The organism is Pseudarthrobacter sp. MDT3-1, assembly GCF_054510755.1.
The window spans coordinates 120,220-134,413 of record NZ_JBTNDX010000009.1; the positions used below are offsets into that span (position 1 = coordinate 120,220).

Annotated in this window: 11 protein-coding genes and 1 pseudogene; 7 read left to right on the forward strand and 5 right to left on the reverse strand. The window is 65.7% G+C overall.

Annotated features, from left to right (window positions below; all coding sequences use genetic code 11):
* Nucleotides 1–132 precede the first annotated feature (132 nt).
* From ACX80X_RS09280 to ACX80X_RS09295, 4 genes are read left to right on the forward strand one after another with little or no spacing between them, the layout of a single operon-like run.
* Nucleotides 133–1,575, forward strand: a complete 1,443-nt coding sequence (locus tag ACX80X_RS09280) for a DUF3375 domain-containing protein (RefSeq protein WP_459311809.1) — start codon at nt 133–135, stop codon at nt 1,573–1,575.
* A complete protein-coding gene (locus tag ACX80X_RS09285) occupies nt 1,572–2,198 on the forward strand; it encodes a DUF4194 domain-containing protein (RefSeq protein WP_459311811.1) in 627 nt (208 codons plus the stop codon). The genes ACX80X_RS09280 and ACX80X_RS09285 overlap by 4 nt, the downstream gene beginning before the upstream one ends.
* Entirely contained in the window at nt 2,195–5,620 is a 3,426-nt protein-coding gene (locus ACX80X_RS09290) for an ATP-binding protein (protein ID WP_459311813.1), read from the forward strand. Before ACX80X_RS09285 ends, ACX80X_RS09290 begins: the two co-directional genes overlap by 4 nt.
* Nucleotides 5,610–6,872 carry a Wadjet anti-phage system protein JetD domain-containing protein gene (locus ACX80X_RS09295; RefSeq protein WP_252607760.1) on the forward strand — a complete coding sequence of 421 codons (1,263 nt, stop codon included), beginning with the start codon at nt 5,610–5,612 and terminating at the stop codon, nt 6,870–6,872. Before ACX80X_RS09290 ends, ACX80X_RS09295 begins: the two co-directional genes overlap by 11 nt.
* Here the strand turns inward: ACX80X_RS09295 and ACX80X_RS09300 are convergent.
* Nucleotides 6,862–7,152, reverse strand: a complete 291-nt coding sequence (locus tag ACX80X_RS09300) for a hypothetical protein (protein ID WP_252601264.1) — start codon at nt 7,150–7,152, stop codon at nt 6,862–6,864. The two genes, ACX80X_RS09295 and ACX80X_RS09300, sit on opposite strands and share 11 nt — an antisense overlap.
* 299 nt (nt 7,153–7,451) lie before the next feature.
* On the opposite strand from ACX80X_RS09300, the gene ACX80X_RS09305 reads away from it, so the two are divergent.
* Together ACX80X_RS09305 and ACX80X_RS09310 are read left to right on the forward strand one after the other, a co-directional pair.
* A complete protein-coding gene (locus tag ACX80X_RS09305; RefSeq protein WP_459311815.1) occupies nt 7,452–7,709 on the forward strand; it encodes a hypothetical protein in 258 nt (85 codons plus the stop codon).
* Between the two features lie 224 nt (nt 7,710–7,933).
* Complete coding sequence (locus tag ACX80X_RS09310; protein WP_252607757.1) at nt 7,934–8,386, forward strand: DUF4383 domain-containing protein; 453 nt, start codon at nt 7,934–7,936, stop codon at nt 8,384–8,386.
* Between the two features lie 184 nt (nt 8,387–8,570).
* On the opposite strand, the gene ACX80X_RS09315 is transcribed toward ACX80X_RS09310, so the two are convergent.
* From ACX80X_RS09315 to ACX80X_RS09330, 4 genes and pseudogenes are all read right to left on the reverse strand, one after another.
* Nucleotides 8,571–9,254: a haloacid dehalogenase type II gene (locus ACX80X_RS09315; RefSeq protein ID WP_252601272.1), complete on the reverse strand. Its 684-nt coding sequence runs from the start codon at nt 9,252–9,254 to the stop codon at nt 8,571–8,573.
* Nucleotides 9,255–9,285: 31 nt separating this feature from the next.
* Nucleotides 9,286–10,725 carry a mercury(II) reductase gene (gene merA / locus ACX80X_RS09320; protein ID WP_252613140.1) on the reverse strand — a complete coding sequence of 480 codons (1,440 nt, stop codon included), beginning with the start codon at nt 10,723–10,725 and terminating at the stop codon, nt 9,286–9,288.
* Between the two features lie 361 nt (nt 10,726–11,086).
* Nucleotides 11,087–11,523 (reverse strand): annotated as a pseudogene (locus ACX80X_RS09325) (PAS domain S-box protein); the annotation flags it as partial.
* Between the two features lie 508 nt (nt 11,524–12,031).
* Nucleotides 12,032–12,874 (reverse strand): esterase/lipase family protein, encoded by an 843-nt coding sequence (locus tag ACX80X_RS09330; RefSeq protein ID WP_252613145.1) that lies wholly within the window; start codon nt 12,872–12,874, stop codon nt 12,032–12,034.
* A 524-nt stretch (nt 12,875–13,398) separates the two neighbouring features.
* Between ACX80X_RS09330 and ACX80X_RS09335 the strand changes: the two genes are divergently transcribed.
* Nucleotides 13,399–14,187, forward strand: coding sequence for a GntR family transcriptional regulator (locus ACX80X_RS09335; protein WP_459309329.1), 789 nt, complete (start codon nt 13,399–13,401; stop codon nt 14,185–14,187).
* Nucleotides 14,188–14,194: the final 7 nt, after the last annotated feature.

Below are 14,194 nucleotides of genomic sequence, written 5' to 3' on the forward strand. Positions count from 1 at the left end.
ACCCTGGATCTCGACAGGCTCGATCACCGGGCTTCCGGATCTCGACAGGCTCGATCACCGGGGACGACAAGTTCGATCACTGTCTCCGTCCCCGTGTAGCTTAGGAATAACAGCACCCTGCATGAGGACGCCATGGATTTCTACGCCATCAACGCACTGCGTGAGAACCACGCAGGGTGGTCCCTGCTCCGCGCACAGAACGCCCCGTTGGCCGTCAGCTTCTTCATCAAGGCCTTCACCGGACCCAACCAACGGGACATCGGCCGGCAGGAGCTCATTGACCACCTCGATGATGTCCTGTTCGGCCTCCGTGAAGTCTTCGGCGAGGACAAGTATCCTAGGCCGGCCGGTGAGTACCTGGATGAGTGGGCGGCCCCGGAACGTGCCTGGCTGCGGAAATACTACGTCCCCGGCCAGGACGAGCCGCGCTACGATCTCACCGCCGCCGCCGAGGACGTGGTCCGCTGGGTGGAGAGCCTGAGCGGGCGGGACTTCGTGGCCACCCAGTCCAGGCTGACCAGCATCTTCGCCGTGCTGAAGGCCCTGGTCCAGCAGTCCGAGACCGACCCGGAGGTAAGGCTCGCCGAGCTCCAGCGCCAGCGGGACGGGATCGACGCCGAGATGCAACGGATCAAGGACGGCAACATCCGCGTGATGACTGCGCCGGAAGCCCTGGACCACTTCCAGCAGCTGACCACCCTGGCCAAGGACCTGCTCTCCGATTTCCGTGAGGTGGAGCAGAATTTCCGGAAGTTGGACCGGCAGGTCCGCGAACAGATCGCCACCTGGGACGGCACCCAGGGCGAGTTGCTTGCCTCCATCTTCGCCAACCAGCAGGACATCAGCGGCTCCCTCCAGGGCCGCACATTCCAGGGCTTCTGGGACTACCTGATGTCCCCGCAGCTGCGCACCGAACTGCGGGACCTGCTGCAGCGGGCCACCCAGATCGACGCCCTCGCCAAACTCGACAACTTGCACGCCGTGACCAACCTGCACCAGGACTGGCTACCCGCCGTCGAGCAGACCCAGGCCACTGTCCGGCAGCTCTCGCAGCAGATGCGCCGGCTCCTGGACGACAAGGTGTTCCTGGAAAACAAGCGCATCATGCAGCTGGTCAGGAGCATCGAATCCGGCGCGCTGGGCACCCGGGAGGTGCCGCCGTCGGGCGTCTTTATGGAGATCGCGGCTCAGTCCGTCGAGGTCGCGCTTCCCTTCGAACGGCCGCTGTATGAGCCGAGCCGGCGGATCATGGTGGACGACGTCGTGGTGGCGGCAAATGATGCAGAAGTGGATGCCGGCGCCCTCTTCAGCCAGTTCCATGTGGACACGGAGCGGCTGAAGTCCAATATCGACGACGTCCTGGCCGGCGCCGAGCAGGCCACTCTTGGCGAAGTAGCGGCCGCGCACCCTCTGTCGCAGGGACTGGCGGAGATCGTGGCCTACTACCAGCTCGCCACCGAATCGGACTGGGCCTCCATCAACCCGGACGAGTCACAGCAATTGTCCTGGCAGCTCCCGGACGGCAGCATCCGGGAAGCCACCGTCGAACAGATCATCTTCGTGAGGCCGGCATGACCACCACAGACGCACCCGAAACACACACGCCGGAGGAACTTCCCGGGGTCGTCACCAAGCTCTTCAAAGGCGTGGTCTACGCCGAGACGGACGAGAAGATCTGGCAGTCGCTGCTGGGCCTGTCCTCCCATGTCCGCGACTACGTGGCCGTCCTGGGCCTTGACCTGATCCTGGACGAGTCCGAGGGCTACGCGTTCCTGAAATCCCGCGAGGACCCGGACGGCACGCTGCCGCGGCTGATCCCCCGCCGCCCGCTCACCTTCAACGTCAGCCTCCTCCTGGCGCTGCTCCGCGGCCGGATGCTCGAATTCGACACCAACAGCAGCGAACTGCGCCTGATCATGACCGAGCAGGACATCGCGGACATGGTGGCCGTCTTCCTGCCCGAATCCAGCAACGAGGCTCGGATCCTGGACCAGCTCGGCACGAACATCAAAAAGGTCGTGGAGCTGGGCTTCCTGCGGAAACTGCGTGGCCAGACGGGCACTTACGAGGTGGCCCGGATCCTGAAGGCCTATGTGGATGCCCAGTGGCTGGAGGAATTCGACGCGCGGCTGGCCGACTACCGCGCCTCGCTCACCGGAGCCACCGCCACCGGCCCCAAGGAAGAGGACCGCACATGACCACCGACACGGCCACTGCCATTAAGGGCGCCACTGACCAGCAGGAGATGCTGTTCAGCCTCGATGAAAAAGCGGACGACGCCGGCACTCCCCCGGGGTTCCGGCTGCACCGTCTGGAGCTGCTCAACTGGGGCACCTTCCATCAGGAGGTGCGGACGTTCCGGCTGGACGGTTCGAACAGCCTGCTGACCGGCGACATCGGCTCCGGGAAGTCGACAGTGGTGGATGCGATCACCACCCTGCTGCTGCCGGCCAACAGGATCGAGTACAACAAGGCGGCGGGTGCACAGAAGAAGGAACGCACCCTGATGTCGTACGTGAGGGGTTTCCACAAGAGCACCCGGAGCGCCGGCGGCGAATACTCCAAGCCCGTGGCGCTGCGCGGCACCGGCAAGCTCACCGTGGTTCTGGGCGTCTTCCACAACGCCGTCCTGGGCAAGTCAATCACCCTGGCCATCACCCTCTGGGCCACCCAGGAAGCCGGCCAGCCGAACCGCTTCTACTCGCTGGTGGAGGGCGAGCAGTCCATCGCCGGGGACTTCGCCAACTTCGGCCAGGACCCCGCGAAGCTGAAGAAGCAGCTCCGGGCCGCGGGGGCGTCCATCCATGAAACCTTCGAGCCCTACGCGGCGGCGTTCAAGCGGCAGTTCGGCATCAGCGGCAATCAGGCCATGGAGCTGTTCCACCGCACGGTGTCCATGAAGCAGGTGGAGAACATCACCAACTTCGTGCGCACCAACATGCTCGAGGAAGACGACGTCGAAGCCCGGATCGGCAACCTCATCCACCACTTCGACGACCTGAAAAAAGCCCACGACGCCGTCCTCCGCGCCAAGGACCAGATCGCCCTGCTCACCCCCATCACCGAGGGCGCGGCCCAGCACACCGCCCTGAGCCGGGACGATGAATTCGCCCGCCAACAGCGGGACCAGCTGCACCCGTGGTTCACGGACCGGAAGCTGCAGCTGAGCATCGAGCACCAGACGGAACTGCAGAACACCGGCCTGCGGCTGCAGGAGGACAGCGGCAAGCTGGCCACCGAAATCACCCAGCTCCGCCTCGACCTGGCCGCCGTCAAGGAAGACATCCGCAGCAACGGCGGCGGCCGGCTGGCCGCCATCGAGGCCGAGGCCGCACGGCTGGGCGAAGAGTCCCGGTCCCAGCGGGTGCGCTTCGAAAAGTACGCCGAAGCTGCCGCGGACCTCGGTCTTCAGGCCCCGGCCGACCGCGTCCAGTTCGACGCCAACCGGGCCCGGCTGGCCGACGTCGAAAAGGAACTGGCCGCCACAGCAAACGACGTGCAGGATAGCCGCACCGAACTGACCATGACGCGCACGGTGCTCACCGGCCGCGCCACCGACATCGCCGCGGAGCTGACCAGCCTGCAGGCGCGCCCCAACCTGCTGCCGCGCCCCCAGGTGGAGCTCCGCCGTCGGCTCTGCGACGGGACCGGCATCCAGGAATCTGACCTGCCGTACGCCGGCGAGCTGCTGCGCGTCCGCGACGGCGAAGCGGCCTGGGAAGGCGCCGCCGAACGCACCCTGCGCGGCTTTGCGCTGTCGCTGCTGGTGCCGTCGGAGCACTACGCGGCGGTGAGCGGCTGGGTGGATGGCAACAACCTGCGCGGCCGGCTGGTGTACCTGAAGATCGGCGAATCGTACGCTCCGAAGCCGGCCGAGGCGGGCACGCTGGGGGCGAAGATCGCCATCAAGCAGGGGACGCCGTTCCGCAATTTCCTGCTGGATGAGCTCAGCAGCCGCTTCGACTATTTCTGCTGCGACACCCTGGAGGACTTCCGCCGCCGCTCCAAGGCCCTCACCGCCAACGGCCAGCTCAAGGGCGGCCGCGGCCGGCACGAGAAGGACGACCGGCAGGATCTGTCCGACCGCCGGAACTACGTCCTGGGCTGGGACAACCTGGACAAGATCAGCCGTTTCCGGGCCGAGCAGGACGACGTCCAGGGCCAGCTCAGCGTGGTGGCCGGCCAGCTGTCCCGGGTCAACGATTCCCTGGGCGCCATCGGCCGGCAGAACCAGCAGCTGGGCATCATCGGGGCGGTGTCGGACTTCGCCGAGCTCAGCTGGCAGCTCACCGCACGCCGCATCGAGGAGCTCAAGGCGGAGAAGGCCCAGCTGGAGTCCACCAGCGATGTGCTGCGGCAGCTGACGGCGAAGGAAGCCGAGCTCACCGGAAAGCTGGATCGCCTGCAGGTGCGGGCCGATGATGTCCAGCGCCGGATCGGCTCCAACGAGGGCGCGGCCAAGGACATCGTCGAGGCGATCGAGGACTGCCGCAGCGTCCTGCAGGAGACCCCGTTGACGGACGACGGCGGCGTGCTGTCCGCCGTCGCCCGGCTCGCCGCCGCGGAACTCGCCGGCAAACCGCTCACCTACAAAAACACCGGCACCATCGAAAGCTCCGTCCGTTCCGGGCTGACCGACACCATCGACGCACTCTCCAAACAGATCGCCCGGGCCGCCGAGAAGACCGTCCGGCTCATGGCCGAGTTCCGGAACAAGTACCCGAACGAGACCACGGAGATTGACGCCGCCCTGGAGTCCGCCAGCGAGTTCGGCAAGCTGCTGGAGCAGCTGGTCAGCAACGATCTCCCGCGCTTCGAGGCCCACTTCAAGGAGTCCCTGAACCAGAACACCATCCACGAGGTGGTGGCGTTCAACGCGTTCCTGGACAGCCGCCGGCAGGACATCGTGAACCGCATCGGCGAAATCAACCTGTCCCTGGCCGGGATTGAGTACAACACCGGCCGGCACATCCAGCTGGAGCACCAGAACAGCACCGACCTCGACGTGCGGCAGTTCGGCCTGGACCTGCGGGCCTGTTCGGAAGGCACCATCGGCGACGATGACCAGTACTCCGAGCAGAAGTACCTGCAGGTGGCGCGCCTGATCGAGCGGTTCCGGGGCCGGGACGGCTACACCACCCTCGACGAGCGCTGGACCGCCAAGGTCACGGACGTCCGGAACTGGTTCACGTTCTCCGCCTCGGAAAAATGGACCGAAACCGGCGAGGAGTTTGAACACTTCACGGATTCGGGCGGCAAGTCCGGCGGCCAGAAGGAGAAGCTCGCCTACACCATCCTCGCGGCCGCCCTGGCCTTTCAGTTCGGGCTGGCGTCCGGCAAGAGTGCGGGCAAGAACGCGGGGAGCGGGCGGAGCTTCCGGTTTGTCGTCATCGATGAGGCGTTCGGCCGCGGCTCAGACGAGTCCGCCCGGTACGGGCTGGAGCTGTTCCAGCGGATGAAGCTGCAGCTGCTGATCGTCACGCCCCTGCAGAAGATCCACGTCATCGAGCCTTTTGTGTCCCATGTGGGTTTCGTGGCCAACACCAACGGCGACGATTCGCAGCTGCGGAACATGACCATCCAGGAGTACCGGGACGAGCGGGACCGGCGTGCCGGCTGACGCACGCGGTCTCGGCTGGACCACGCTGGCAGACCTGCGGGCGCAGTCGAGGAAGGCCTGGGGCAGCGGGGCGCTGCTGCGAGAGGTGCTGGAACCCGGCGGACTGTACCCCCGCCGTCGTCCGTTGAAGCGTCCGACGGCGGTGGCTCTCTTACGCGATTATGCGGCGGCCCGCGCGTGGGCGGCTGAGCTGGCTGCCGCCGTCGGGCATTTCAGCCTGGAAACCGCGGAGGTGGGCCGCACCACGGTGGGGGCCAACCAGCTGCCCGCCGCGGCGGTGTTCGCGTCCGTGGAGGACGAGATCGCTTTTACAGGCAGGATGAAGGACGCCGCCCGGTTTGTGGAGCTTGCCGGCGGGTTGTCAGCACTGGATCCTGCGTTCCGCGGGTGGGCGCTGAAGCGGCCGTTGAAGCTTTTGGAGCTCGGGGCTGATGTGCTGACGGCTGCCCGGGTGGCGCTCTGGCTGCGGGACCACCCCGAGCCGGGGTTCTACGTCCGGCAGCTGAGCCTGCCCGGCGTGCACACCAAGTTCATCGAGAACCACCGGGCTGTTGTTGGCGAGCTGGCATCGGAGCTGCGGGCGGACGTTGTTGATGTTTCAGATGCCAAGGAGGACGGGGGCCTGGCTGAGACCCCGGCCGCGCCCGGTTCGTTGCTCGGCTTGACCCCGGCCCGGACGCCGGCGGCGCGCTTTGCTGCGGCGCACGGCTTCCTGCATCCGCCCGAGCTGGTCCGGTTCCGCCTTCTGGATCCCGGCATGCAGCTGCTTGGCCAGGCGCGGGACCTGACCGTCACCGCGGAGGCGTTCAGCACCCTGCAGCTGCCCACCAGCACAGTGATGATCACCGAGAACCTGGTCAACTTCCTGGCCGTCCCGGAGCGCCCGGACGCGCTGGCCGTCTATGGGGGCGGTTATGGGTTCTCATCGCTGCGGGATGCCGGGTGGCTGCGGAACTGCGAGGTCCTCTACTGGGGCGACCTGGACACCCATGGGTTCCGGATCCTCGACCAGCTCCGCGCGGTCCACCCGCACGTGGTGAGCCTGCTGATGGACGAAGCCACGCTGCTGGCCCACCGCGATGCCTGGGGCAGTGAGCCGTCGCCGTCGAAAGCTGTGTTGACCCGGTTGACCGCCGAGGAGTCGGCGCTCTACGACGGGCTCCGCAGCGACGCCTACGGTATTGCGGTCAGGCTGGAGCAGGAGCTGATCCGCTGGAACTGGGCGCTGGAGCGGCTCGATATCAGTCGCTGAGACTGCTCACGGTGACTTCGAATTCTTCCACCGCAACGATCTGCGTTTTTTCCGCCTCGCTGTTCTCCTTGCGGATCTTGTTTGCTTCCTGCCGGCTGGCAGTCATCGCTTCCTCGGTATCCCAAAGCGTGATGGAGATGGCCTTGTCTATTTCTTTCCCGCTCAGGTAGTAGATTCCCTTGCAGCCGGGGATCTGACGCACCCTGCTGACGATGTCTTCCGTAGGGGTGTCTGAGACCGTCTCGGGGCCGGTCTTGTACGTGCTGACTCTAGCGAACATCGGTTTTTCCTCCCGTAGTCACTGCGCGGAACCGCTGGCCGGCTCCCCGTTGCGACACAGGGAACCAGTCCGTGCGGCAGGAACCTGGTGTTGCCATCCGTAGCAGATGTCCTCCGGATGGCGGTTCCTTCCATTAGTAAGGACCGGCCAAGGTCCAAAAGCAAGGCCCTGAAACTGGCCAGCTATGACTGCTGGCAGTGCGGCGGGTGACAGGAGTAATCTCTCTTGCTTAGGGACGGGGGTTTAACCCGTTCCCGACCAAGGGGACCGGCCCTCACCCCGGAAGGGTGGAAGCTCAAATGAGAACCAAAGCGCTCGCCGTCGGCGTCATCGTAGCCGCCTTATCAGTCATGTTTGCCCCGAGCGCGCTGGCGTTCGAGCCTTCAGCGGACCCCCAGGATAAATTCAGCTGTCCCGGAGGCAATCCCGTCGCCGGACACCCGGGATTCCCCGGAATCGTGACGGGCGTTGAGAAGTCGTTTGTAAATACCGAGGCCACTGCCGCGGCCGCGTGGTCAGCAACGGTCCTGTTCGATGGCCCGCTGGCCGTCTGCTGAGCGGCCCAAGTCCATCCCGGCGACAAAGACCCCCGTCCGGAACTTTCCGGACGTGGGTCCTTTACTGGAGTCCACCGGGTTGAGCATCGCGAGAGACCTCACATCAAATAGTTTTCCCAACAAGCCATCCACACTGCGATGCGGCCCCGAACAGCAGGTATAACCCGTTGGTTCAGCAGGTCAGCACTACCCGCTGATTCAAAAAATGCACTCAGGAGAACATCATGGCTACACACACCCACACCGGCACAACAGCCCGCACCAACGTCCAGAAGGCATCGATGCTTGTCGGCGCCGTGTTCCTGCTGGTCGGCATCCTAGGCTTCGTCCCGGGCATCACCGGCAACTTCGACCAGCTGCACTTCGCCGGCCACGAATCCGAAGCCATGCTGCTGGGCCTCTTCCAGGTCTCGGTACTCCACAACATCGTCCACCTGCTCTTCGGCGCAGCAGGAATCGCCCTGGCCAAAACCGCCACCGGCGCCAAATCCTTCCTCCTCTACGGCGGCATCATCTACCTGGTCCTGTTCGTCTACGGACTGATCGTCCCCCAGGAATCAGCCGGCAACTTCGTACCCCTGAACGGCTTCGACAACGGCCTGCACCTCCTCCTCGGCGTCGGCATGATCGCACTGGCCCTCATCCTCACCAAGGGCCATACCAAGGCACACGCCTAACCCAAACCCACACGCATGACAATGGCCCCGGCCGCAGCTTCCCGCTGCTGCCGGGGCCCTTGGCGTTTCCGGCATCATGACCTCGAACCCCCACGGTTGAGCCTGCCGAACGGCTGCGGCGGCTGCCGGTCCGCACACACCCTTTCGGGGGTAAGGCGGGCCTGTCTGAGCAATAAATCCCCGCTCAGGCTCCGGATGCGCTCAGTTCTCCGGGGAGTTCTTCCAGGGAAGCGACGGTGTAATCGGGTGCGGTGAAATAGCCAGGGTAGCTTCCGCCGGTCCGGTTGATCCATGCAGTGCCGAGACCGGCCTGGGCTGCGCCGTGGATGTCCCAGGGGTGCACGGCCACGAGCAGCATCTGCTCGGGAGCCACCGCGCAGACCCCGGCGGCGTAGTCGTAAGCGGCCCGGGCAGGCTTCCATCCCCGGGCATCCTCCACGGAAAGCAGCCGTTCAAACTGGTCCCGTATCCCTGCCGGGCCGAAGAGTTTTTCCGCGACCTGGGTGGAGCCGTTGGTCAGGGTCACCAGCCGGTATCCCGCTGTCCGCAGTGCCCGGACGCCTTCCGGAACGTCGGGGTGCAGGCCGAGCCCGGCCATTCCTGCCCTGACATGTTCCACCGCCCGGTCCAGGTCCGTGCCGATGCCCGCATTGGCGAGCAGCCCGCGCAGAGCCTCTGCACCGATCTCGGCGAAGGCGCCGTTGCCGCCGGCGGCAGTGAGGGCGAAACCGTCGCGAAGCAGCGTAGCGAACCAGAGTTTCGCCAACTGGGCAGGGGCGCCGACTTCGGCAAAGCGGTCCCCCATCGGTGACATGTCCGAAAGCGTTTCGTTAACGTCAAAAACAATGACTGACGGGGCGCTGTTCATGAGTTCTCCTTCATCTTCACGGTCTTGTGGTTTACGAGGCGCAGCAGGAGAGCCGCGAGACGTCCGTAGTGTAGGTCTGCGCGGCAATTTTCAGGCCTTCTGCCATGGTCAGGTACGGCGCCCACAGGTGGGCGACGTGGTCCACGCTCAGGCCGCCTTCCAGGATATAGACGCCCGCAGCGGCCAGGTCTCCTGCTTCCTTGGCCACCGCCGTGATTCCCACGATCCTGCCGGTCGCTTTCTCGGCGACAATCTTGATGAAGCCGCGGGTGTCTCGGTTGACCAGGGCGCGCGGGACGTATTCCAGCGGCAGCACCCTGCACTCGCACGCGATCCCGGCCTGGTTGGCCTGCCGGTCGGTCATGCCCACCGCGGCGAGCGCGGGGCTGGTGAAGGCGACCCGCGGAAGATGCCGGTAATCGATTTTCCGTGACCCGGCGGTGAAGGCGTTCTCGACGGCAAGGGCCCCGTGCGCCGCGGCGACGTAGACGAACTCCCGGTGGCCTGTGACGTCCCCGGCAGCCCAGATGCGGGGATGGTTGGTTGCCAGTGTGTCATCAACCAGGATCTCGCCGTTCGCCCCGAGAACGACGCCGACTCCCGGCAGGTTCAGCCCGGCCGTGACAGGGCGCCGGCCGGTGGCCACGAGCAGATGCGTGCCTTTGAACTCCCTGGTGCCCCCCGCAACGGTGGCCGTGACGCTCACCGTACCTCCGGCGTCGCGCGCTACCTTTTCCGGTACGGCACGCCGGACCACCCGGATGCCTTCATCCGCGAAAACCTCCGCCAGGGCCTGTCCGGCTTCGGGTTCCTCAGTGGAGGCCAGCCGGGAGCGGACCAGCATGGTCACCTTCGAGCCGAGCCGGGCGAACAGCTGCGCCTGTTCCAGCGCCACGAAGCCTCCACCAATCACCAGCAGGGACTCGGGGACCTCGGTGAGATCCATCGCCGTGGTTGAGGTCAGGTATCCCGTTTCTTCGAGGCCGTCCACCGCCGGTGCCCACGGCGAGGATCCGGTGGCCACCACGTAGTGGGCGGCGCGGATCCGTTTCGGCTGCCCGTCGGGAAGGGCGATGTCCAGCAGCGGATCGTCCGCGCTGCCGGTAAACGAGGCATGGCCCTGGTGCAGATCCCAGCCGTAGTCCGCGATCAGGTCCAGATACTTCTCTGCGCGCATCCCCTCCACCAAATCCTGTTTTCCGGCCGCCAGTGCTGGCATGTCCACCGGCATGTCCACGGCGGGCAGGCCCGGGAACCGTCCCGCGTCCAGGGCCGTGTGGCGGGCCTCTGCCGCGGCAAGCAGGGCCTTGGAGGGAACGCAGCCGGTGTTCACGCACGTCCCGCCGACCGTGCCGCGTTCCACCATGGCCACGCGCTTGCCCAGCCCGCTGGCCCGTATCGCGGCAGCAAATGCCGCGCCGCCTGACCCGATCACAGCCAGGTCATACTCTTCTTCGGCAGTTTCAGTCATGGTGGCCTCCAAGGGGCGGGATGAAGCGGGACGCTTCCGCGTCGGTCCTGTCCTGACCCATTCTTGCCCCTTTTCCGATAGGGGAAGGTCAAGCTCCGCTCCCACGGCGAGGTCCGCAGTAAAGACTCGGGGCTCAGCCTTGCCCCGATCAACGAAATCCTGCGGATCCACGACGCCGATGGCGGCCTAGCGCAGCGGATCCGCAGCCTCCAGGTCCGTGAGCCGGGCAGCGAGTTCGGTGAGGTCGGGGATGGTTGGGCAGGCCTGCCAGGCCATCATGCATCGCCTGGCGGGTCGGGACCTCTTCGGCTTCACGGCGGCCCGTGATGTCCTCGAGTTGGGCGACCAGGTACAGGGGCGCCCCATGGCCATCGGCGACCACCGCGCTTGTCATCGATGTCCACACAATGTGTCCGTCGGAGTGGAGAACCGCCGGGAATCTGCGTACGAGGTGACTTCGCCGGCCAACATCTGCGCCAACCGGTGCTGCGCCGCGGGCCGGTCTTCGGGCACCGTCAAATCCAGAACGTTACCCGACGCCAGCTCGGAGGGCGCCCGTCCCAGCAGGGTGCAGAACGCGGAATTGGCCCGCAGCACCTTTCCGGGAGCCTCCGGGTCCAGGCCGATCAGCGCGATCCCGATAGGGGCGTGTTCGAAGGCCAGCCGGAAGCGTTTCTCGCTCCGCTCAAGCTCCGCTGCCCCCTGCTGGCGTACAGCATTCAGCGCGGCTGCGGCCTCACGCTCCGTCAGGCGCTGCCGCTCGATCAGATCTTCGAAAATCACCGGCCCGGCCAACATTGACGCGTATGCCCGGCGCAGCGTCCAGTAGTAGAGACCGATTCCTGCCGTCAACACATCCCATAACGCGTCATGCCAGGAGATCTCTTCCCTGGCAGCTATGCCCTCGGCGGCATCCACCCCATCAGAGGCAGCAGCGGATGTACGGCGTGCAGGCCGTGCCCGATCGCGCAAGTAAAGAAAATCGCCGCAGTAGCGGCCCCAACCGGTTCCGGCGCACCTGCCCGGCCCGGGCCAATGGCACAATGATCGCCCCCGAGATTGCCAGATAAGACATAGCAACCATCGCGTTGGCCGCCAATGAAAGCCACCACCAGTCCATCAAAGATCCCCCTGCACCCTCGACGGAAGCACGTGCTTTCAGGTTCCGCAGTTCTCCTGATACTGGCTGCCGGGCGCTTTCCCGCCAACCCCCGCCCGGACCCGGCCCCTCGTGAGGTGCCTGTCCTGGGGCGGGGATCGATCGCCGCCGAGTGCAGGAGCGTCAGGCGCGCGCCTGGCCCTCCCGCTAAATGCAGCTGGGCTGGTAGGCAGGGTCTGCCGGGCCGGACGCCTGGCCCAGTGCGTGCGCCACGATCTGGTGCACCACGGGGTCGTTGGGCGTCTGGTCATGTTCGAAGAGATCGGTCGGGCACTTGTCCTGGATGGTGATGTTGGTGACCTGCCGTGCCGGCCCGTCAAGGAACTGGCTGTTGTAGGGAATAACCACTTCGTCATAGACCGTGGAGATGACCGTGTAGGAAGGACCGGCAACGGTGTCGCCGATGGAGTTCAGCTTCTGGATGAAGGCCGATCCCGCCTGCTGGTCGGCGCAGGCGGCACAACCCAGGGCGGTGTAGTCCGGGTCCTCGATGAAGCCCGGCGGCGGGACGATCACGCCTTCCGTTCCGTGGTTGGAGGGGGCGATGCCGATGAGCTGGTGGACGTACTTGGCCCCGCCGAGGAAGCCCATGTAGTAGCGGGGCATCATGCCGCCCTGGCTGTGGCCCACCAGGTCCACCTTCTTGGCGCCGGTGGCGGCACGGACCGCGTCCACGAACGGGGAGAGTTCCTGCGCGGACTCGGCCACCGGCGCGGTGGCATACACGCCGTTCGTCTCACCATAGTTGAGGGCAAAAACGCAGAACCCGGCGCTCTTGAGGTACGGCGAGAGGGTGGACCAGTTCTTCTCCATGCTCTCGAACGTTCCCGGTACCAGGATGACCGGATACGGATGCTCGGCGGTTGGCTTGCAGGACCAGTCGTTGGCCCCCGGCGGGGAAATCTCGATCGCCTGGGCGGGAGCCGCAGCCAAGGAAGTGACGAGGACGGCGGCAGCGGCAACGGACAGGGCCCGGGTAACGAATGACATGGAAACCTCTTTGTTCATGTGCCAACAGGGGCGGCCGGTAGCGATGGTTCTGAGTGTTGATCAGGTACCGGCCGAGTTTTTCCATGCTACGCAGCACACCCGTCGTTGCGGAGCCGGGTTGCACAGACGTGCGCCAAAAAAGCCTTACGAAGCGGTGCGCTCTCCGCCGAGGCCAAAACCCTCAAACCCAGCGTTGTTACTGGTGGGTAGCGCATGCGTCGGCGCCGGGACTGAGAAAACCCGTCAGAGCTGCTGCACAAATGTGCACTGCGTGCGGAAAATAGCGCCAGCCGGGGGCTATGACCGGTGAACCCATAAGGGTTATAAATGTGATCCGTAGGGAACTTTGTGGTCACTATTATGATCATTAATCGTCTCAAAGAATTCGCTCCCGGAGGGTTTCTAAAACCCCACCCAGCGCTGGGACATCCTGGGCAAGCAGGTTCAAAGCCACCCGCGCCTTGTCCAACAAGCGCGTCACACCGGTAGGCTGGGAATTCCCAGACCACGAAGCGAGGCATAACGTGCACGAGGACGCCGTCCGGTTCCTATCCCAGCCGGTGCAGGCCCAGCCCGGCTCACCCCTCCGCGTGGCGGTGTACTCCCGGATCGCCGAAGCCATCCGCAACGACCTCCTCAAGCCCGGCTCCATGATCCCCACGGAAACCGAGCTCGGCGCCGACATGAAAGTCAGCCGCACCGTGGTCCGCGAAGCCCTCATGCTGCTCGAGGAAGACGGGCTCATCCGGGCGAGGCGCGGCGTCGGACGCTTCGTCTCGGACACCCTCCCCCGCATCGGCATCGAACGGATCCGCCCGTTCGAGGAAGTCCTCGGCGGCCCCGGCCAGCACCTCGAAATCAAACGCGTCCTCCGGGAGCGGCAGCCCGCCTCGGAATTCGTCGCCCCCGGCGTCGGCGTCGAGCCCGGCGACGACTGCTGGCTCTGGGAATCCGTCCTGATCCGCGACGGCGAGGCCATCGCCCACCTGCAGGAAAACATCTCCGCCCTGCCCATGAGCCTGGGCAGCAGTTCCGCCGCCGCCGCGCCGCTGGAAATAGAGGACGACGGCGGCAACACCCTGCTTGCCAGCCTCAACAACCGCTTCGGCCGGATCCTCGGGCCTGGCGAGTGCCAGATCAGCCTCAGCCAGGTGGGACCCAGCCGCGCCAAGCTGCTGGACCTCCGGCCGTCGGACCCTGTGCTGGTCCTCACCCAGTACGTCAGATACGGCAACCGGCCCTTTTACCTGGCCAAATGCCTTATCGCCGCCCGCGCCGGGCACCTGTCCGTGATGCAATCCCTCCAGTCCTGACGGCAAC

Bases quoted from the DNA above. Each gene is read 5' to 3' on its own strand.
- ACX80X_RS09330 (WP_252613145.1), bottom strand. From the start codon at position 12,874: ATGTCATTCGTTACCCGGGCCCTGTCCGTTGCCGCTGCCGCCGTCCTC.
- ACX80X_RS09280 (WP_459311809.1), top strand. From the start codon at position 133: ATGGATTTCTACGCCATCAACGCACTGCGTGAGAACCACGCAGGGTGG.
- ACX80X_RS09305 (WP_459311815.1), top strand. From the start codon at position 7,452: ATGAGAACCAAAGCGCTCGCCGTCGGCGTCATCGTAGCCGCCTTATCA.
- ACX80X_RS09300 (WP_252601264.1), bottom strand. From the start codon at position 7,152: ATGTTCGCTAGAGTCAGCACGTACAAGACCGGCCCCGAGACGGTCTCA.
- ACX80X_RS09285 (WP_459311811.1), top strand. From the start codon at position 1,572: ATGACCACCACAGACGCACCCGAAACACACACGCCGGAGGAACTTCCC.
- ACX80X_RS09310 (WP_252607757.1), top strand. From the start codon at position 7,934: ATGGCTACACACACCCACACCGGCACAACAGCCCGCACCAACGTCCAG.
- merA (WP_252613140.1), bottom strand. From the start codon at position 10,725: ATGACTGAAACTGCCGAAGAAGAGTATGACCTGGCTGTGATCGGGTCA.
- ACX80X_RS09290 (WP_459311813.1), top strand. From the start codon at position 2,195: ATGACCACCGACACGGCCACTGCCATTAAGGGCGCCACTGACCAGCAG.
- ACX80X_RS09315 (WP_252601272.1), bottom strand. From the start codon at position 9,254: ATGAACAGCGCCCCGTCAGTCATTGTTTTTGACGTTAACGAAACGCTT.